This window comes from Acidovorax sp. Leaf78 (assembly GCF_001422735.1).
Lineage (GTDB): Bacteria > Pseudomonadota > Gammaproteobacteria > Burkholderiales > Burkholderiaceae_C > Acidovorax.
Genome location: NZ_LMLZ01000012.1, coordinates 226539 through 246465, shown reverse-complemented (window position 1 = coordinate 246465; position 19927 = coordinate 226539). Strand labels below are relative to the sequence as shown.

Below are 19927 nucleotides of genomic sequence, written 5' to 3'. Positions count from 1 at the left end.
CCACACCCCTCACCAGGGGCGGCGTCAGGTCAGAGCGACGGCGCCGCCGGGTGCGCGCCCAGGAACTGCTGCTCGAACGCCTCGACCGGCAGGGGGCGGCTCAGCAGGTAGCCCTGGATTTCATCGCAACCCAGCAGTGCCAGGCGGCGCAGTTGGTCCTGCGTCTCGACCCCTTCGGCCACCACGTTGAGCGCCAGCGAGTGCGCCAGGTTGATGATGGTGGACACCAGCACGTGGCCTTGCGAGGTGGTGTCCATGCCCATGACGAAGGACCGGTCGATCTTGAGCGTGTCCGCGGGCAGCGTGGCCAGGTAGCTCAGCGACGAGAAGCCCGTGCCGAAGTCGTCGATGGCCACGGTGATGCCCATCTCGCGCAGCGCGTGCAGGCTGCGGCGGCTGTGCTCCACATCGTCCATCACCATGCTTTCGGTGAGCTCGAGCTCCAGCCCCGCACCGGCGCCGGAATCGAACGCTAGGGCCTGCCGCACTTCGGCGATGAAGTTGCGGTGGCGCAACTGCAGGGCCGACACATTGACCGCCACGCGCAGCGCCGTGTGGCCCGCGTGGCGCCAGCGCTGGTTGTCCTGCAGCGCCTGCTGCAGGGCCCAGCGGCCCACGTCGTAGATGAGGCCGGTCTCCTCCAGCACCGGGATGAAGAGCCCCGGCGGCACCAGGCCGCGGCGCGGATCGTTCCAGCGGATCAGGGCTTCGGCGCCCACGATCTGGCCGTCCGCCAGGCGCTGCTTGGGCTGGTAGTGCAGCACGAACTGGCCCTCTTCCAGGGCCTGGCGCAGGCGCCCTTCCAGGCTCAGTGTCTCGGCCACGCGGGTGTTCATGCCCGCGGTGTAGAACAGCAGACTTTCTGCCGATGCCTTGGCCTTGTTCGCCGCCGCCTCGGCGTTGCGCAGCAAGGCCTCTGCATCGGCGCCGTCCAGCGGGTACAAGGCCACGCCGGCCTTGGCGGCCATGCGCAGTTCGGTGTCGCCCAGAACGAAGGGCGCATCAAAGCAGCTGCGCATCAGGTGGTCCACCGCCAGGGCCACGGCATCGGCGTCGCGGGCGTCGGTGACCGAGATGCCAAAGCTGTTGATGCCGATGCGCGCCACGCAATAGGCCTCGCCAGCGGCTTTCTGCAGCCGCTCGCCCACCTGCCGCAGCAGCTCATCGCCCCGCTGGCGCCCCAGCGTGTCGTTGACGAAGCGAAACCGGCTGATGTCCATCAGTGCCAGGCCCTGCAGGGCCCGGGAGCCTTCGCGCGAGCGCAGGTGCTGGGCGCTGCGCTCCAGGAACAGCGTGCGGTTGGGCAGGCCGGTGATCTCGTCGTAGAAGGCCAGGTAGCTCAGGCGCTCTTCCTTGTCGAGGTGGTCGAGCGCAAAGCCGATGTCGCCGGCCAGCTCCATCAGCAGCTTGACCTCGACCGCGTCAAAGAAACCCACTTCTTCGGAGAACAGCGCGAGCACGCCCACCACCTTGTTCGCCACCATCAGCGGCAGCATGGCCAGCGATGCCACGCCGTTCTGCGCGAGCAGATCAGGCAGCACGATGCGCGGGTCGCCGCGCACGTCGTCGCACACCGCCGGCTGCCCGGTGCGGGCCACCTCGGCGCTCAGCGCCTCGCCCGCGGTGGGCTGTGCGTACAGGCCCAGCCGTTCCCGCACGCGCACCAGAAACTCGGGCTCGGCGCCAGCCAGCGCCACCGGCACGAGCTTCATCTGGGCCTCGTCCACGCGACCCACCCAGGCGATCTTGAACTGCCCGGCCTCCACGGCCACGCGGCAGGCGCCCTGAAAAAGCTCTTCACGGTTGCGAACGCGCACGATCAAGGTGTTGATGCCGCTGAGCATGGCGTACACGCGGTTGAGGCGCTTGATCTTGCGCTCGGCCTCCTTGCGCTCGGTGATGTCCTCGCCCAGTGCCGCGACGCCCGTGACCTGGCCGCCCACGGAGCGCAGGACGGTGTTGTTCCAGTGCACCAGCCGACGCTCGCCCGAGCGGGTGACGATTTCGTTGTCGTAGTGCCAGGTCGAGGACCGCCCCGCCAGCACGTCGGCAAACACCTGGCGGATGTGCGTCTGCTCGGGCGGCAGGAACAGCGCGAACCAGCTTTGGCCCGCCACCTCCTCGTGCTGCCAGCCGGTGAGCTTGAGCAGGTAGTCGTTGCAGTAGGTGACGCGGCCTTCGTTGTCGAGCATGACGGAGATCATCTCGACCTTGTCCAGCATGTCGTTGAAGCGCCGGTCGCTCTCGCGCAGGGCCTCTTCGGCGCGCTTTTGTACGCTGATGTCCTGGATGGTGTTGAACCAGCGGAACTTCTCGGGCGCACCGTCTTCGGGAGGCAGGGGCTCCATCACCTGGCGCAGGTGGAGCAGCGCGCCATCGGCACGCACCAGCCGGTAGGTGAAATCCATGCGCACGCGTTGCCGCCCGGCCTGCTGGGCCCGTGCGCGGTACAGGGGCTGGTCGTCGGGGTAGACCCGGGCCAGCCACTCGCGGGCCGACTGCGGCATGGCCTCGGGCGTGACGCCCAGCATGGCAGGACAGGTATCGGGCCAGCTTTCGAAGACGCCATCGCGCCCGCTGATCACGTGCGTGATCTTGGCCAGCACCTGCGCGCGGTGCAGGCCGGCCTCGCTGGCCCGCAGTTCCTCGATGACGCGCTTGCGCTCCAGCACCTCCAGCTGCAGCCGGTCCGCGTGCCGCTGCACCTCGGCGTAGAGACTGCCGTTTTCATAGATGCGGCCCACCTGCGCGCCCAGGATGGAGAGGATCTTTTCATCCTCGGCACTGAACTCCGCTGCGCCCAGCTTGTTGACCAGGCACAGCCAGCCATACGAAAACGACAGTGAGGTGATGGGCGCGATCACCGCGGTGTGCAGGGCCGGGTAGCCCGCAGGCAGCCCCACGGACCGCGGGTCGCCGCCAGCTTGCACGAACCGCTGGGCGCGGCGCTGGGCGCGCACCTGCCCGAGCAGGCCGTGCGAGACCACCGGCAGATCCGGCGCACCGGTGGTGGCGGCCTCGATGCCGCTGGTGCACACGAGCGATGCGTGGATGTCCTTGCGCACCACGCACAGCACCACATACTGCGCCCCCACCAGCTCCCGCGCGCCACGGCAGACGTTGGCCAGCAGCACCTGGGGGTCGCGCTCGGAGGCCAGTTGCAGGTTCAGGTCGGTAAGCGCCGCCAGGCGGCGGTTCATGGCTTCGAGCTCGGCCACGTTGCCGTTGAGCTTGTCGGTCATCAACTGCAGGTGCTGCGTCTGGAAGCTGCGCTCCAGATGTGGTGCCGGCGGGGCCACCTCGGTCAGCGCCTGCTCGATGGCCGCCAGGATGTCCTGCGGCTCGCAGGGCTTGGCCAGCACCTGGCGCACGCCGCAGGCTGCCGCGAGGTTGCGGGCCTCCTGCTCGCGGTAGTGCGCGCTGTAGAAGATCACCTGCGTGCCGGCCAGTTCGGGGTCGGCACGCATCTGCCGCACGAACTCGAAGCCGTCCATCGTGGGCATCAGGATGTCGGAGATCACCAGATCGGGCCGCTCCGCGCGCACCATGGCCAACGCCTGGGCGCCATCGGACGCCTCCAGCGCCTGGTGGCCGCTGTGCCCCACCAGCGTCACCACCAGCGCCCGGTTCACCGGGATGTCGTCGACGACGAGAATCTTGGCCATGCGCGCTCCGCCGTGTCAGGCCGCGCCTGGCGGTGAGTGGAAGGACGGGCCGAGAAACGCCTCGATCTGGCGCACGAAGGTCTCGGGCGTGATGGGTTTGGAGAGGTGGTCGTCAAAGCCCACCTCCAGCGCCTTCTCGCGGTCGCCGGGCATGGAGAACGCCGTCACCGCGACCAGGGGCACCACGCGCCAACTGGAGTTGGAACGCAGGTTGTGCGCCACCTCGTAGCCGTTCATCACGGGCATCTGCAGGTCGCACAGAATCACGTCCGGCCCCTCGGCCAGGGCCATCGCCAGGCCCAGCGCACCGTTTTCTGCGGCCAGCACGCGGTGGCCCGCGTCCTCCAGCAGGTAGATGACCAACTGGCGGCTGGCCTCATCGTCCTCGATGACCAAAATCGTGGCTCTCTGTGTCATGCGCTGCTCTCCGGAATTTCCACGGTAAAGAGGCTGCCCTGCCCTTGCGTGCTTTCAAAGTCCACGCTCCCGCCCAGCGCCTCGGCCAGCTTGCGGCTCAGGTGCAGGCCCAGGCCCGTGCCCTCCTGGTGCCTGCGCTCCGCCGTCTCCACCCGGGAAAAAGCCTCAAACAGGCGCGACTGCTCTTGCACAGGGATGCCGGGCCCGGTGTCCCGCACGCTGACACGGACCATGCGCCTCGTGGCCTGGGTGGCGGTCTCCAGCGTCACGTCCACGCTGCCCCCGGACGTGAACTTGATCGCATTGCCCACCAGGTTGATGAGGATCTGGCTGACCGCCCTGCGGTCGGTGTACAGCGGCACGGCACCCGGGGGCAGGTGCACGGCAAAGGCCAGGCCCTTGCGCCGGGCCTCGGGCTCGAGCGTGGCGGCGACTTCTTCGACCAGGCTGCGGCCGTCGAGCGCCTCCAGGTTGAACGATGCCTTGTTGGCGCTGAGCTTGGCCACGTCCAGCAGGTCGTTGATGAGCGACAGCAGGTGGCGCGCTCCGGTCTGCACGATGCGCAGCTGCTTGTCCTGCTCGGGGTTGAGCGGGCCGGGCAGCTGCATGATCAATGTGCCGGTGAAGCCGATGATGGCGTTGAGCGGGGTGCGCAGCTCGTGGGACATGCTGGCCAGGAAGCGGTCTTTGACCAGCGCCGCATTTTCAAGCTCCAGATTCTTGTCGCGCAGCGCCCGCTCGATGAGCTTGCGCTCGGTGACATCGCGGATCGCGCTCGACACGAACAGGCCCTCCTCCGTGTCGAGCGGGCTCAGGCTGATCTCCACCGGGAATTCGCTGCCGTCCTTGCGCAGGCCGTACAGGTCGAGCCCCGCGCCCATGGAGCGGGCGCGCGGCTCGGCGAAGAAGCCGTGGCGGTGCTCGGGGTGGCGCTGCGCGAACCGGCGGGGAACCAGGAGTTCGACCGGCTGGCCCAGCAGTTCCTCGCGGCTCCAGCCGAACAGCTTCACGGCCTGCGAGTTGACCAGCACGATGCGCCCGTCCCGGTTGACGATGACCATGGCGTCCGGCGCCGCTTCCAGCAGGTCCTTGAACTTCTGGTCGGCCCGCTTGCGGTCGGTGATGTCGCGGATGGCCGTCATCGCCATCGTGCCTTCCTCGGTGACGAGCGGGCTCAGGCTGATCTCCACCGGGAACTCGTCCCCGCCCTTGCGCAGCCCGTACAGCTCCAGCCCCGCGCCCATGGTGCGCGTGCGCGGCTGGGCAAAGAAGCCGCTGCGGTGGCCCAGGTGCGCTCCGCGGTAGCGGTGGGGCAGCAGCGTCTCGATCGACTGCCCGATCAGCTCTGACCGCACATAGCCGAACAGGCGCTCGGCCTGCGAGTTCACGAGCACGATGCGGCCGGTCACGTTGACCATGACGATCGCGTCGGGGGTGGATTCGAGCAGGTCGCGAAAACGCGCTTCCAGCAGCTTGGCATCCCGCTGCACCTTGAGCTGAGTGACGTCCTTCTTGCTCGACAGGAAATAAAGCACCTCTCCGTCCGCATCGCGCACCGCCTTGGTCGAGACGTTGACGTGCACGAGCGAGCCATCCTTGCGCCGGCGCACCGACTCGTGCACGGTGGTCGAGCCGCGCAGCGCCTGGGCGCGGATGCTTTCTTCCTCCCGCACCTGGTCGGCGGGCACGATGAGCTCGGCAATGGGCCGGCCCCGGGCCTCGGACTCGGTGTAGCCAAAGATCGCCTCGGCCGCCGCGTTCCAGTGGAGCACTGCGCCCTGCGGGGACAGCACCAGCAACGCATCGGGGTTCTGTTCCCAGTATCCGACCGAAAAATCAGATCCCATTGAGCCCTCCGGGCGATCGGTCCGTCATTTGCAGGCAGGTCGTGCCAGCAGGTGCGCTGGCAGCCATGAACGGCCGTCGAAATGTTCGTTGTGTGCACGGCCTGCCGGGGTGCATGCGCAGGCCGTGCCCCTGCCGAAGCGGCAGGTCGAAATCATCTTAGAAGCATGCCGCAGAAATGCCAACCCGCAAATGTCCATGCCAGCGTGTCACGGGGCAGGGATTGCCTGGCTTGCGCCCACCCGAAAAAAGCCCCTGTGGCCGGCGACGGCAACAGGGGCTCATCGGCATGTGGCACCCACGCAGGGCGTGCGGCTGCCTACATATGGTCGATCATCACCTGCCCGAAGCCGGAGCAGCTCACCTGCGTGGCGCCCTCCATCAGGCGGGCGAAGTCGTAGGTAACCTTCTTGGAACCGATGGATTTTTCGAGCGAACTCAAAATCAGGTTGGCGGCCTCGACCCAGCCCATGTGGCGCAGCATCATCTCGGCCGACAAAATTTCGGAGCCAGGGTTCACGTAGTCCTTGCCCGCGTACTTGGGTGCCGTGCCGTGCGTGGCCTCGAAGCACGCCACCGAATCGGACATGTTGGCGCCGGGCGCAATGCCGATGCCGCCCACCTGCGCCGCAAGTGCGTCGGAGATGTAGTCGCCATTGAGGTTGAGCGTGGCTACCACCGAATACTCGGCGGGCCGCAGCAGGATTTGCTGCAGGAAGGCATCGGCGATGCTGTCCTTGATGGTGATGTCCTTGCCCGTCTTGGGGCTCTTGAGCCTGCACCAGGGGCCGCCGTCGATCAGCTCGGCACCGAACTCCTTTTGCGCCAGGGCGTAGGCCCAGTCGCGGAAGCTCCCTTCGGTGTACTTCATGATGTTGCCCTTGTGCACGATGGTCACGCTGGGCTTTTCATTGTCGATGGCGTACTGGATGGCCTTGCGCACCAGGCGCTCGGTGCCTTCACGCGAGACGGGCTTCACGCCCAGGCCCGAGGTGTTGGGAAAGCGGATCTTCTTGACGCCCAGCTCCTCGCTCAAAAACTTGATGAGCTTCTTGGCCTTGTCGGATTCGGCTTCGAACTCGATGCCGGCGTAGATGTCTTCGGAGTTCTCGCGGAAGATCACCATGTTGGTCTTCTCGGGTTCCTTCAGCGGCGAAGGCACACCCTTGAAATACTGCACCGGTCGCAGGCAGACGTACAGGTCGAGCTCCTGGCGCAACGCCACGTTGAGCGAACGGATGCCGCCGCCCACGGGCGTGGTCAGCGGGCCCTTGATGGAGACCACGTACTCCCGCAGCACCTGCAGCGTTTCTTCCGGCAGCCACACGTCCGGGCCATAGACCTTGGTGGCCTTTTCACCGGCAAAGACCTCCATCCACTGGATCTTGCGTTGGCCGCCGTAGGCCTTGGCCACGGCGGCGTCCACCACCTTGATCATCACCGGCGTGATGTCGCGCCCGGTGCCGTCGCCTTCGATGAACGGGATGATGGGCTGGTGCGGCACATTGAGCGACATGTCGGCGTTGACCGTGATCTTCTGCCCTTCGGCGGGCACCTTGATGTGCTGGTAGCTGGTCATGAAACGGTGGTCTCCAGTGGAAGCTGACATGAGTCGGCAGGTGATGCCATGCAGGCAATCAAAACCAAACAATTCTAATGACAAAAAAAATCGCAAAAGACCCTGTCAACGGGCGCGCCACTGCTATCGTTGCGAGTGGAGCTGTGCGGTTTTGCGCATGGCCCTCAACCCTCGGTTCAACAACACTGGAAACGGCATATATGAAAAAACTCCTCGCTGTCCTGGTGGCTGGCCTGTTCGCTGCAGGTGCTTTTGCACAGGCACCCGCAACGGCTCCCGCCCCCGCTCCTGCTCCCGTCGCTGCCCCCGCAGCTGCAGCACCCGCTCCTGTAGCGAAGACCAAGGCCACCCACACTGCCAAGAAGAAGACCGGCAAGAAGGTTGCCAAGAAGAAAACCGCCCACAAGGCAGCCTGATCTGGGCGTTCAGGGCCTCTCCGGTCCTGACCACCGCCTCGAAATCGCCCGCATTTGCGGGCGTTTTGCTTGGTGGGCGCTCAAAGTACTGTGAGCTCGCCGCCGGTCGCTGGAATTTTTGCGGCGCGAGCGGCTCCATAGCCTGACGGGCTGCAAACCCGCTGCAGACCGGCACAGCATCCTGCAGCGAACACCTGCAACCACTGCGCCATACTTGCTGCCGTCCAGCCGCCCTGCCACCCTGGCGTCCCCGATGAACCGAAAGCCTCGCCCATGAAGATTTCCGCTCTTGCATTCGTCTCCCCCGCTCGCCAAACCCTGGCGGCCTCCCTGTTGATCGCCTTGGGGCTGCTGGGCGGTGCGGCCCATTCCCAGGACGGGCCGCAGCTCAATCTGCAGCGTGTGGAGCTGACATCCGGCATGCACCGCATCGACGCCCAGGTGGCCGCCACGCCGGACCAGCGCCAGACCGGGCTCATGCACCGCAAGGAGATGCCCCAGCACGAAGGCATGCTGTTCGTTTTCGAACAACCGGCCCAGCAATGCTTCTGGATGAAGAACACCCTGCTGCCGCTTACGGCGGCGTTCGTGGACGATGACGGCACTGTCGTGAACCTGGCCGACATGAAGCCGCAGACTCTGGACTCGCACTGCTCGGCCAAGCCGGTGCGCTATGTGCTGGAGATGAACCAGGGCTGGTTCGCGCAGAAGGGCATCAAGGCTGGCGCCAAGCTCGGCGGGGCGCCGTTTCGCCGCAAGTGACCTCTGGCGCCGACCACCTGACGGGGTCGGCACTGGAGCTTCGGTCGGTAGCTCAACCGATCAATTGCTATACTTTCAATAGCAATAAAACCTTGCAGTAAAAGCGGAAGGCATCCCAAAATTCTGCCTACCCGCTGGATGCGACCATAAAAAAAGCGGCCCTGCAGCCGCTTTTTTCGTGCACCCGCCGCGTAACGCAACGGGTGGACGGACCGCCGAGGATCAGGCGAAGTTGGCTTCAGCGAACTTCCAGTTGACCAGCTTGTCGAGGAAGGTCTCGACGAACTTGGGGCGCATATTGCGGTAGTCGATGTAGTACGCGTGCTCCCACACGTCGACCGTCAGCAGCGCCTTGTCAGCGGTGGTCAGCGGCGTGCCGGCAGCGCCGGTGTTGACGATGTCCACGCTGCCGTCGGCCTTCTTCACCAGCCAGGTCCAGCCCGAACCGAAGTTGCCCACGGCGCTCTTGACGAAGGCTTCCTTGAACGCGGCGTAGCTGCCCCACTTGGCGTTGATGGCTGCTGCCAGCGCGCCCGATGGCTCGCCGCCGCCTTGGGGGGCCATGCAGTTCCAGAAGAAGGTGTGGTTCCAGATTTGCGCAGCGTTGTTGTAGATGCCGCCGCTGGACTTCTTGACGATCTCTTCGAGCGTCAGGTTTTCAAACTCGGTGCCCTTTTGCAGGTTGTTGAGGTTCACCACATACGCGTTGTGGTGCTTGCCGTGGTGGTACTCCAGGGTTTCCTGGCTGTAGTGCGGCGCCAGGGCGTCGATGGCGTAGGGCAGCGGGGGAAGGGTATGTTCCATGGTGTTTTCCTCGTGGTTTGAAATTCTGGGATGCATGCCATCTGCAGCGCTTACCTCGGCAATGCAGTCGGACACAGCGCGAAAGGGGCATTGTAGGAACATCGGATGACCTGTGCAGGCTCGCGTCAAGCCCTGCCGTCAAAAACCTGTCGATGGCGCGCCAGTCCTACAGCCACGTTCCATGCCCGGTGCCTTGAATGCCACTAGCCACGTGCAGCGTGCAACAAGCCGCTACAGCAGCCGGGGCTGGGCGGTCACGGTCACATCTACCGCACCATCGGCCAGCGTGGCGCGCAACGCATCGCCAGGATGGGTTTGCTGCGCGCTGGTCACGGCGTGCCCCTGGGCGTCCGTCAGCAATGCATACCCGCGCTGCAGCACCAGCCGCGGGTCGAGCAATTGCAGACGCAGGGCCGCACGGTCCAGCCGCTCTGCCTGGTGGGCCAGGCGGCGCTGTATTTTGACGGGCAGATCTGCCTGTAGCGCTTGCTGCGTATGCGCCAGCCGCTGCAATTTCAGGAGCATACCGTGGCGCATGTGCTGCGACAGCCGCGCCAGTTGTAGCTGTTGGCGCGCGACCAAGCCCGACGGGCGCCCCAGTCGCGCAGCGGCCTGGTCCAGCCGCTGGTGCCGGCTGTCCAATTGGCGCTGCAGGCTGTCCTCCAGGCGCTCGGCCATCAGGTCCAGTGCCCCCAGCCACACGGCGCGCGGCTGGGACACGAGCTCGGCGGCGGCCGTGGGTGTCGGGGCACGCAGGTCGGCGCAGAAGTCGGCAATGGTGAAGTCGGTCTCATGGCCCACGCCGGAGACCAGCGGCACCGGGCTCTGCACGATGGTGCGCGCCAGTTGCTCGTCGTTGAACGACCAGAGGTCTTCCATGGAGCCCCCACCGCGCACCAGCAAGATGGTGTCGATGGGTGGCGTGGTGCTGTGATCAGCCCCTGCCGTTTTTCCCGCCTGCGCGAGCCGATACAGTTTTGATAGCGCCGCCACCAGCGATGCAGGCGCTGCACCGCCCTGCACCTGGGCTGCGACCAGCACCACCGGAATGTGCGGCACGCGGCGGCGCAGCGCGGTGACCACGTCGTGCAGCGCCGCCGCGCCCAGCGACGTGACCAGCCCGATGCCGCGGGGCATCAGGGGCAGCGGTCGCTTGCGGGCAGCGTCGAACAGGCCCTCGGCCTCCAGCTGGGCCTTCAGGCGCAGGAACTGCTCGAACAGGGCACCCTGCCCTGCACGCTGCATGCTTTCGACAATGAACTGCAGGTCGCCACGTGCCTCGTACACGCCGAGGCGCCCGCGCAGTTCGACCAACTCACCATCCCGCGGCGAAAAGTCAAGCAGGCTGGCAGCGCGCCGAAACATCGCGCAGCGCAACTGCCCGTTCGCGTCTTTGACCGAGAAGTAGCAATGACCGCTGGATGCCCGCGAGAAGCCCGTAATCTCGCCGCGCACCGCGACAGGATTGAACCTTGCCTCCAGCGCATCAGCAATGGCGCGGCATAGCGCGCCAACTTCCCACACGCGGGGCGTCGCAGCGAGGCCCGGGCGCTCAAGCATCGGCCACCGCAGGGTTTGACGGCGCTTGCGCCAGTGGAGTACTCCACAGAACGGCGCCAGCGACCGTAACGGCGCACGCACGGGTCAAAAGTGGCTGCACAGCACGTTTGCACGTGCAAGCTGTTGATTTATAAGGATTTTTCACTGCACAATTTTTCATCAATCTGTTGCAACCACGCAGCGACGCCACTTTGCGGGCTGCCTGAGACGGGTTTCCCACAAAGTTATCCACAGATTTTGTGGGTGAGCGGCAGGCCATGAAGGGCGCGCAGCAAGGTAACTGTTTGTGACGCAAACTGGCGCCGGAGGAGGCGGGAAGCTGGGCCATAATCGCCGATTGCTTCATCTGCGCGGAGAGAGATTTGCTGTCCATCATACAAGCCGCAGGCTGGCCGATCTGGCCCCTGATTGCGTGTTCCGTCCTGGGACTGGCGCTGATTTTCGAACGTTTCCTGGCCCTGAAAACGGCCCGCGTCGCCCCGCCCAAGCTGCTGGATGAAGCGATCACCGTATCCTCCAAAGCGATCCCCACGCCCGACGTGGTGAACCAGCTGGCGCAGAACTCTGCGCTGGGCGAGGTGCTGGCCAGCGGCCTGCGCACCGTCAACAGCAACCCCCAATGCAGCGAAGCGGACCTGCGCGCCGCCATGGAAGGCACGGGCCGCGCCGTGGCGCACCGGCTGGAAAAGTACCTGGCAGCTCTGGCCACCATCGCTTCTGCCGCGCCCTTGCTGGGCCTGCTGGGCACGGTCATCGGCATGATCGAAATCTTCGGCTCGCAGTCTGGCGGCGGCGGTGTCGGCCAAGCGATGGGCGGTGGCAACCCTGCTCAGCTGGCGCACGGCATCTCGATTGCGCTGTACAACACGGCGTTCGGCCTGATCGTGGCCATCCCGGCACTGATCTTCTGGCGCTACTTCCGCGCCCGCGTCGATGCCTATCTGCTCACGCTGGAGCTGGCCTCCGAGCAGTTCGTGCGCCACATCCTGCGCCTGCGCAAGAAGTGAACTCCCCCTTGAGACGCCATCGTTCCATTCCCCCATTGTTCAGCGCTGCGCGCCAGGGGCCTATGGATGCCGCCTGTGCGGCGGGGCGGCCATTGAACGGCGGCCGCTCGCAAGGGCCGCGCCGGTTTCCAAAGCCCGCTGTCACAGCGTGCAGCAGATTGGATCGTTGACATGAACTTTCGCCCCCGCACCAAGGAAGAGCCCGAGATCAACCTGATCCCGTTCATCGACGTGCTGCTGGTGGTTCTCATCTTCCTGATGCTGACCACCACCTACAGCAAGTTCACCGAGCTGCAGCTCACGCTGCCGGTGGCCGACGCCGAGCAGCAGCGCGACCACCCCAAGGAAGTCATCGTGTCCGTGGCGTCGGACGGGCGCTACGCCGTCAACAAGACCGGCGTCGAAGGCAAGAGCGTGGACAACATTGCGCAGGCGATGCGCGCCGCTGCCACTGCGGGCCCGGGCAGCGTAGTGATCATCAGTGCGGATGCGATGGCGCCGCACCAGTCCGTGGTGACCGTGATGGAAGCGGCCCGCCGTGTCGGGCTGACGCAGATCACGTTTGCCACCCAGTCTTCTGCCGCAGGGCGCGCGGCCAACCGCTGAGCCGCATGGCGGGCTTGTTGCCACCTGCTAGATATCCCGCAGCGGTCCAGCGTCATCGGCTGAAGTCGATGCAACACGCGCGATGCGTGGGAGCCTCTCCAACCCGGCATCCTGGCAGTCACAGCGCCAAGGCGCAGGCTTGGAGCTGCTGTAGCCCGGTCGCGGTCAGGCCATGAACCGGTCACCCGGGCCGCCAGCGCCGGCCCCCTCCTCTCCGCCCACGCCGCCCCTGACGTCCGCACAGGGCCTGCAAAAGGTTTGGCAGACTCGCGGCCCCGCTGCCTGGGCGCTGTGGCCGGTGTCGCTGGTGTACCGGGCCCTGGTGGCAGTGCGGCGCGGTTTGTACCGCGCGGGTGTGTTGGCCTCCAGCCACCCAGGTCGCCCCGTGATCGTGGTGGGCAACGTGATTGCCGGCGGTGCGGGCAAGACGCCGGTGGTGATCGAGCTGGTGCGGCACCTGCAGGCGCGCGGGCTGCGGGCGGGGATCATCTCGCGCGGTTACGGCCGGCGGACCACCGACTGCCGCGAGGTGCGGGCGGACAGCGTAGCGGCCGACGTGGGCGACGAACCGGCACTTATCGCGCGCCATCTGGCTGCAAGCACCATGGCGCCGCTGACGGAGCCGACAACAACGCCGAGCACAGTGCAGACCACGGTGCCGATTTTCGTGGCCCGTCAACGCACGGAAGCGGCAGCCGCCCTTCTGGCGGCCTATCCAGACACCCAGGTGATCGTCTGCGACGACGGCCTGCAGCACCTCGCTTTGCGCCGCGATGTGGAGGTCTGCATCTTCAATGACCAGGGCATCGGCAACGGTTTTCTGCTGCCTGCAGGCCCCTTGCGCGAACTCTGGCCCCGGGCTGTGGACATGGTGCTGTACGCCGGCCATGCGCCACCCCGCAGCGACGCGCCCGGCTTCCGCCTGGACCGTCGCCTGGCCGACTACGCGCTGCGTGCCGATGGCAGCCGGGTGCCTTTGCAGGACCTGCAAGGCAAACCCCTGCATGCGGTTGCCGCAGTGGCACGCCCCGCGGACTTCTTTGCCATGCTGCAAGCCCAGGGACTGGCGCTGGCCCATGCCGAGGCTCTACCCGATCACTATGATTTTGATAGCTGGCAGCGCTTGCAGTACAAGCGGTACGTGCTCATTTGCACTGAAAAAGATGCTGTAAAACTGTGGCGACACCACCCTGACGCGCTGGCGGTGCCGCTGCAACTGCACATCGACCCGGCATTCTTCAGTGCCCTCGATGCACGCCTGCCGGTCTGAGCCGCAGCCTTGATTCAATACCCTGATCCACGGCACTGCCCCACAGCTATCATCCCCGGCTGCCTGCCTGACGACCGCACTTTTTCTGAGAGCCCCCCATGGACCCCAAACTGCTTGAACTGCTGGTCTGCCCCGTCACCAAGGGCCCCCTGACGTACGACCGCGAGGCGCAAGAACTTGTCTCGCGCAGCGCGCGCCTGGCCTACCCGGTACGCGACGGCATCCCGGTGCTGCTCGAAAACGAGGCCCGCACGCTGACCGACGAGGAACTGGAGCGGTGAGCGCGCTGCCCGCCACGCTGCTTGGGCGTGACGACGCCTTCACGGTGCTGATCCCGGCACGCATGGCGTCCAGCCGCCTGCCCGACAAGCCCCTGGCAGACATCGGCGGGCTGCCCATGGTGGTGCGCGTGGCGCAGCGCGCCGCCCAGAGCGCCGCCAGCCGCGTGGTGGTGGCGGCCGACGACCTGTGCATCCTGCAGGCTTGTGCAGAGCATGGTGTCGAGGCCATCCTCACCCGGGCAGACCATGCCAGCGGCAGCGACCGCCTGGCCGAAGCCTGCAGCCAACTGGGGCTGGACGGCGACGACATCGTGGTCAACGTGCAGGGTGACGAACCCCTGATGGACCCGGCCCTCATCGACGCAGTGGCAGCCCTGCTGCCCGCGCGGCCCGAAGCCAGCATGGGCACTGCGGCCCATGCGCTGGCCACGTTGGCCGACTACACCAACCCCAACGTGGTCAAGGTGGTGATCGATGCCCGAGGCCTGGCGCACTACTTCAGCCGCGCGCCCATCCCGTTTGCACGCGACCACGCAGGCACTGCCTGGTGGCAGGATGGCGCCGCGCAAGCGGCAGCACCCAACGTGGCAGCACTGGCAGTTTTTGCGCCGCTGCGGCATGTGGGCATCTACAGCTACCGCGCCGGTTTTCTGCGGCAGTTTCCGACCCTTGCGCCCGCTCCCACCGAGGCCGTGGAGGCACTGGAGCAGTTGCGTGCGCTCTGGCACGGCTACCGCATTGCCGTGTACTTGGCCGACGCGGCACCGGGCCCCGGCGTGGACACACCTCAGGATCTGGAGCGTGTGCGGGACCTTTTCCGCTGACCCACGGCGCGCTCGCTGCGCTGACCCGTTGGCGACAGCCGCAGCGCCGTGAGCAGCAAGCAGCGGGGTGTATTGGCACGCTGCCACAGTGACGGCCGTCGACAGCTGACGCAAAAGGCAAGCGTTGGAGCCTGCAGGTTGAGCCAGGGCCCTTTGCGCCTTGCAGGGGCGCAGCCAATGCAGGGCGTACGCCGCATCCATGCCGCCAGACGACCACCGCGCAATTGCCGCCCAGATCGTGAACAGGTGATCATGCCGGGCCCCAGGAAAACACGCCCATAAACGGTGCGCCGTGTAAGTCAGGGCAAGGTTGTCACATGCTATCCTCGACTGTAACGAGAGAGAGCATCGCACCCCGGGAATACCTCTGGCCACCGCTGCCTGCACGCGGTGGCCTTGGCGCGCCCCGGCCAGCGGCGCCACCCGATTTCTAAACTTCGAGGACTTCCATGAGACTGATTCTGTTGGGCGCGCCTGGCGCCGGAAAGGGCACGCAAGCCACGTTCATCTGCCAGAAGTACGGCATCCCGCAAATCTCCACAGGCGACATGCTGCGCGCCGCCGTCAAAGCCGGCACGCCCCTGGGCCTGCAGGCCAAGGCCGTGATGGATTCGGGTGCCCTGGTCAGTGACGACATCATCATCGGTCTCGTGAAGGAACGCATTACACAGCCCGACTGTGCCAAGGGTTTCCTGTTCGACGGCTTCCCGCGCACCATTCCGCAGGCCGACGCCATGAAGGCGGCTGGCGTCAAGCTCGACTACGTGCTCGAGATCGATGTGCCTTTCGACGCCATCATCGAACGCATGAGCGGCCGCCGCTCGCACCCCGCCAGCGGCCGCACCTACCATGTCAAGTTCAACCCGCCCAAGGCTGAAGGCAAAGACGACGTGACGGGCGAAGAGCTGATTCAGCGCGAAGACGACAAGGAAGAGACCGTCAAGAAGCGCCTGCAGGTCTACAGCGACCAGACCCGCCCGCTGGTGGACTACTACAGCAACTGGGCCAAGTCGGAGCCCGATGCCGCCCCCAAGTACCGCGCCATCAGCGGCACTGGCAGCGTGGACGAGATCACCACGCGCGCTCTGCAGGCCCTTGCCAGCTGATAGAGCGTCAAAGTTACAGCGCAGCGGGCACGGCACGCGGTCGATAACGCATCGCCGAGCCTGACCGCACAGTCGCTGAACAGCTTTGACAACAGCGTTGACTGAGCACCGGACGGCGCCTTGCCATCAAGGCGCCGTTTTTATTGGGGCCGCCTTTTGTCTATATGCCGCCCCGCGCCTTGTGCGCAGATAAGCTGCATCCGCTGCATCCGCTGCATCCGCTGCATCCGCTGCATCGTGCATGTCGTGCCGTGTTGCGCTGTGCTCCATCCATGGTCGCACGGCGGGGCGCCCTCCCACTTACTCGCGCCAATGGCACGCAGGCAGAGCGCGTGGCGGCGTGGCGGCTATGCCGGGCTGGAGCGCAGGCCGTACGCCTTGCCGCCCACAAACAGATACTCGGCACGCACCACCGCGTCACCCTTTTCGTCCCGCAGGGTAAAGCCCACCACCGACACGGCCGCGCCGGGCTTGATCGGCTGCACCTGCCACGCCTGCATCCGCGTCAAAGGGGCGAGTTCGATCTCCCACTGGCGGTCTTTGCGCGTCGGCAGAACGGCCTTGGCCAGCAAGGCCTTGCCGTCGACAGGCGCCGTCTGGGCCGGCACCGCGCGTTGCGCCAGGTTGGCAGGCAGTTGCAGGTCCGCAGCAACTTCCAGTTGCAATTCAGCATGCGGGTTCTGCCACCGCACGGACTTCACCGTGCCTTCCAGGTAGATCGGGCGGTCCGCATCGAAACTGCTCCACCCGTGGTGCGCGTGCGCGGCCAGGGGCAAGGCAGAGGCGGCCAGCAGCAAATGGCGGCGTTCCAGGTTCATCGGTACTCCTTTGCGGGTGAGGGGCTATAACGAAGCGGCCATCCATGGCATGGACGAACAGCTACAGGTAAGCGATCCAGCGGCCGCAGACCACCGCAGCCAGCCAGATCACAGTGGAGACCAGCATCTGCACCTTGGCCACACCATCCAGACGCGCCAGCGAACCCCGGCCATGGAACCACGCCGCGTTGCAACCCGCAAGCATTAACAACAGCATCTTCAAGGTGAATGCCCGGTTGGTGAGCAATTCTGCAGGCTGAGTGGCGAACATCAGCAGGCCAGAAGCCGCAGCCAGCATGAAACCACACAAGGCCACCGACAGGCTCAGCCGGGCCAGGTCCTTGACCGGCAGCCCGGCGCCGCGGCCGAACACCCGCAGTTCCAGCAGGACCAGGTTTCCCAGCAGCAGTGCAATGCCCATGATGTGCGCCACCTCCAATGCTGGATACGCCCAGGCGTGGGTTTTGAGGGAGGCGAAGAAGAACATGGCAGTGGCGACCCGGACGTGCGGCGGTAACGAAGGACTACTGCGCCAGCAGGTCCAGCATCAGGGTGATGCGGGCCTTGACCGGGGACAAGCCTTGCGAGTCCGGCAAGGCATCGCCCGGCTTGGATAGCACCTGGCCCTCCGGGCAGCGGGTGGAGCGCACCACGCGCACTCCAACATCCTGCGCCTTGATGAGCGCAGCTTCGAGCACGTGGTGCACCGTACCGTTGCCGGTGCATGCCACCACCAAGCCCTGAACGCCGTCGCGCACCAGCGCATCCACCATGGAGCCACTCGCACCCGCGTGATTCAGGATGATCTCCACCCGGGGCCAAGCAGCCGCATTCGCTATCTTTTCAATAGCTATTGGCGCTTTTGCATCAAGCGCTGGCGGCCAATTCTGGGCCAAGCGGACATGGCCCTCCTCCACCCATCCCAGCGGCCCCGCGTCGCCTGAACTGAAGGCGTTGACGCGGTACGGGTGCACCTTCTGCACATGCCGGGCCCCGTGGACCTCACCCGCCGCCACCGACACCACGCCGCGCGCGCCGGGCATCGCGGCGACGGCCACTGCATCCAGCAGATTCTGCGGCCCGTCGGGCGTGAGTGCACTGGCAGGCCGCATCGCGCATGTCAGCACCACCGGCTTGACGCGGGTGTCGAGCACCAGATGCAAGAACCAGGCTGTCTCTTCCAGGGTGTCCGTGCCGTGGGTGATGACCACGCCCTGTACCTCGGGGTCTTGCAACAGCCCGGCGCAGCGCAAGGCCAACGCCTGCCAGACCGGCGTGTCCATGTCCTTGCTGTCGATCTGCGCTACCTGCTCGGCCAGCAGCCGTGCGCCTCCAGCGGCCTGCTCCAGCCCCGGCACGGCGCCCAGCAATTGCTCCACACCGACCTGTGCGGCGGTGTAGCCTATGTTGTCGCCAGGCTGCGCAGAAGTGCCTGCGATGGTTCCACCTGTGCCCAAAACCACAATTTTTTGCCGACTCACTTGCATACTCCGAAAAACTGGTGAAAAATACAGTTACTGGATTAAAAAACAGTTGTTCGCCACTGTAGCGTCTCCACCGGAAAGCACCATGCTCGACAACCCGAAACTGACAGCCCGCCAGCAGCAGATCCTGGACCTCATCCAGACCGCCATTGCCCGTACCGGTGCGCCCCCCACCCGCGCAGAAATCGCGGCCGAGCTGGGCTTCAAGTCGGCCAATGCCGCTGAAGAGCATTTGCAGGCACTAGCCCGCAAGGGTGTCATCGAGTTGGTCAGCGGCACATCGCGCGGCATTCGCCTGCGCAGCGACACGGTGCGCTCCATCAACGCGGCACGCGGCAACCAGTTCAGCCTGCCCATTCCGGGCCTGTCGCAGCTCGTGCTGCCCTTGGTCGGCCGCGTGGCGGCGGGCTCGCCGATTCTCGCGCAAGAACATGTCGACCAAACCTACAGCGTGGAAAACAGCCTGTTCCACCACAAGCCCGACTATTTGCTCAAGGTGCGCGGCATGTCCATGCGCGACGCCGGCATCATGGACGGCGACCTGCTGGCCGTGCAGTCCACCCGTGAGGCGCGCAACGGCCAGATCATCGTGGCCCGCCTGGGTGAAGACGTCACCGTCAAGCGCTTGCGCCGTACCGCTACCGCCATCGAGCTGCTGCCCGAGAACCCCGACTACCCGGTCATCGTGGTCCAACCCGGCGAGCCTTTCGAAATCGAAGGCCTGGCCGTCGGCTTGATCCGCAACACCATGCTCATGTAGAGCATTCCCTTAGACCGCACCGCAGGTGGCGGGCGTTTGGTGTGCCGGTAACGTCGGTACGCCAGCCCTGCGGTGCCCGGTTGTCATTGCAATCCTGCCTATGTCCAACCCCCGACCTTCGGAGTTTTCACATGGGAATTGCCTTGTCCACCCTCTCTTCCGCCCTGCCCCATTCGCTTCAACAACTGGCGCGCTGGTTGCACAACCTTGTCCGCCTGGAAGAAGCACCACGCGTGGGCGCTGCGACATCGCCCCCCCCCGGTCAAAGCCACCAGCCGAGCGACCAGCACACAGCTGGCGACAAAGGCGGCATGGGCAGTCAGCGCCCTGCCGGGTCCCCGGGTCTGCGCCCGCTGCGCGGCAATTGGCCGTTCACCGTTCAACCGCCCGCACCTGAGCCCAAGGCGGTGGTGGCTCGCCCCTCGCTTGCGGCCAACCGGTCTTCTTTTCTCGGCACAGCTGGGGGCAGCAACCGCGACGCATTCATGGCGTCGATCGCATCCGGCGCATTGCCTCAGCGTTCGTCCTCTGCAGTGCGCAAGGTGTCCCATGCCAGCGGCCGGCTGGTGATCGCTGGCCGCATGGCCGATGTGTGTGCAGAGCTGGACCGCATGGCCGCCTGCGAGGCATTGCAGGCCTGACGCTACGTCACAGTCGGAATGCACGTGCGGGCCGAACTTGGGGCCGGGCCCGCATGTGGGCAGTACAGGCCGGATGTGCTGG

The 19927-nt window shown here is 65.9% G+C and carries 19 protein-coding genes; 10 read left to right on the top strand and 9 right to left on the bottom strand.

The genetic code is table 11. The features are described 5' to 3' along the window. Nucleotides 1-29: 29 nt before the first annotated feature. The 4 genes from ASF16_RS09585 to icd all read right to left on the bottom strand — a co-directional run bounded on the left by ASF16_RS09585 (nt 30) and on the right by icd (nt 7506). Nucleotides 30-3665, bottom strand: coding sequence for an EAL domain-containing protein (locus ASF16_RS09585; protein WP_056165666.1), 3636 nt, complete (start codon nt 3663-3665; stop codon nt 30-32). A 15-nt stretch (nt 3666-3680) separates the two neighbouring features. Beyond that, a complete protein-coding gene (locus ASF16_RS09580) occupies nt 3681-4082 on the bottom strand; it encodes a response regulator (protein WP_056165663.1) in 402 nt (133 codons plus the stop codon). Further along, complete coding sequence (locus ASF16_RS09575; protein ID WP_056165662.1) at nt 4079-5929, bottom strand: PAS domain S-box protein; 1851 nt, start codon at nt 5927-5929, stop codon at nt 4079-4081. Before ASF16_RS09575 ends, ASF16_RS09580 begins: the two co-directional genes overlap by 4 nt. Before the next feature lie 317 nt (nt 5930-6246). After that, complete coding sequence (gene icd, locus ASF16_RS09570) at nt 6247-7506, bottom strand: NADP-dependent isocitrate dehydrogenase (RefSeq protein ID WP_056165661.1); 1260 nt, start codon at nt 7504-7506, stop codon at nt 6247-6249. Nucleotides 7507-7706: 200 nt separating this feature from the next. Here icd and ASF16_RS25380 point away from each other — a divergent pair, with 200 nt between their 5' ends. Continuing rightward, nucleotides 7707-7922, top strand: a complete 216-nt coding sequence (locus ASF16_RS25380) for a hypothetical protein (protein ID WP_082516823.1) — start codon at nt 7707-7709, stop codon at nt 7920-7922. Between the two features lie 273 nt (nt 7923-8195). Then, the gene (locus ASF16_RS09565) at nt 8196-8684 is read left to right on the top strand and encodes a DUF192 domain-containing protein (protein ID WP_056165659.1); all 489 of its coding nucleotides are present in this window, start codon (nt 8196-8198) and stop codon (nt 8682-8684) included. Nucleotides 8685-8906: 222 nt separating this feature from the next. On the opposite strand, the gene ASF16_RS09560 is transcribed toward ASF16_RS09565, so the two are convergent. Both ASF16_RS09560 and xseA read right to left on the bottom strand, forming a co-directional pair. Next, nucleotides 8907-9488, bottom strand: coding sequence for a superoxide dismutase (locus ASF16_RS09560; protein WP_056165657.1), 582 nt, complete (start codon nt 9486-9488; stop codon nt 8907-8909). 231 nt (nt 9489-9719) lie between these two features. Further along, nucleotides 9720-11048 carry an exodeoxyribonuclease VII large subunit gene (gene xseA, locus ASF16_RS09555; RefSeq protein WP_056165655.1) on the bottom strand — a complete coding sequence of 443 codons (1329 nt, stop codon included), beginning with the start codon at nt 11046-11048 and terminating at the stop codon, nt 9720-9722. A gap of 362 nt (nt 11049-11410) precedes the next feature. Between xseA and ASF16_RS09550 the strand changes: the two genes are divergently transcribed. The 6 genes from ASF16_RS09550 to adk all read left to right on the top strand — a co-directional run bounded on the left by ASF16_RS09550 (nt 11411) and on the right by adk (nt 16142). Further along, nucleotides 11411-12055 (top strand): MotA/TolQ/ExbB proton channel family protein, encoded by a 645-nt coding sequence (locus ASF16_RS09550; protein WP_056165654.1) that lies wholly within the window; start codon nt 11411-11413, stop codon nt 12053-12055. A 171-nt stretch (nt 12056-12226) separates the two neighbouring features. Then, complete coding sequence (locus ASF16_RS09545) at nt 12227-12661, top strand: biopolymer transporter ExbD (protein WP_056165652.1); 435 nt, start codon at nt 12227-12229, stop codon at nt 12659-12661. Between the two features lie 172 nt (nt 12662-12833). Next, complete coding sequence (gene lpxK / locus ASF16_RS09540; RefSeq protein WP_082516822.1) at nt 12834-13931, top strand: tetraacyldisaccharide 4'-kinase; 1098 nt, start codon at nt 12834-12836, stop codon at nt 13929-13931. Nucleotides 13932-14029: 98 nt separating this feature from the next. Continuing rightward, nucleotides 14030-14212, top strand: coding sequence for a Trm112 family protein (locus ASF16_RS09535; RefSeq protein WP_056165650.1), 183 nt, complete (start codon nt 14030-14032; stop codon nt 14210-14212). Next, nucleotides 14209-15036, top strand: a complete 828-nt coding sequence (kdsB, locus tag ASF16_RS09530; protein WP_255354945.1) for a 3-deoxy-manno-octulosonate cytidylyltransferase — start codon at nt 14209-14211, stop codon at nt 15034-15036. The genes ASF16_RS09535 and kdsB overlap by 4 nt, the downstream gene beginning before the upstream one ends. A gap of 449 nt (nt 15037-15485) precedes the next feature. After that, the gene (adk, locus tag ASF16_RS09525; RefSeq protein WP_056165649.1) at nt 15486-16142 is read left to right on the top strand and encodes an adenylate kinase; all 657 of its coding nucleotides are present in this window, start codon (nt 15486-15488) and stop codon (nt 16140-16142) included. Nucleotides 16143-16489: 347 nt separating this feature from the next. Here adk and ASF16_RS09520 read toward each other — a convergent pair whose 3' ends face one another. From ASF16_RS09520 to ASF16_RS09510, 3 genes are all read right to left on the bottom strand, one after another. Continuing rightward, nucleotides 16490-16960, bottom strand: coding sequence for a DUF6152 family protein (locus tag ASF16_RS09520; RefSeq protein WP_056165646.1), 471 nt, complete (start codon nt 16958-16960; stop codon nt 16490-16492). A gap of 61 nt (nt 16961-17021) precedes the next feature. Next, a complete protein-coding gene (locus tag ASF16_RS09515; protein WP_056165644.1) occupies nt 17022-17447 on the bottom strand; it encodes a hypothetical protein in 426 nt (141 codons plus the stop codon). Between the two features lie 37 nt (nt 17448-17484). Beyond that, complete coding sequence (locus ASF16_RS09510; protein WP_056165642.1) at nt 17485-18447, bottom strand: asparaginase; 963 nt, start codon at nt 18445-18447, stop codon at nt 17485-17487. An 82-nt stretch (nt 18448-18529) separates the two neighbouring features. Between ASF16_RS09510 and lexA the strand changes: the two genes are divergently transcribed. Both lexA and ASF16_RS26085 read left to right on the top strand, forming a co-directional pair. Beyond that, a complete protein-coding gene (gene lexA / locus ASF16_RS09505; RefSeq protein WP_056165640.1) occupies nt 18530-19204 on the top strand; it encodes a transcriptional repressor LexA in 675 nt (224 codons plus the stop codon). A 485-nt stretch (nt 19205-19689) separates the two neighbouring features. Beyond that, entirely contained in the window at nt 19690-19845 is a 156-nt protein-coding gene (locus ASF16_RS26085; RefSeq protein ID WP_156372012.1) for a hypothetical protein, read from the top strand. The last annotated feature ends 82 nt before the right edge of the window (nt 19846-19927 follow it).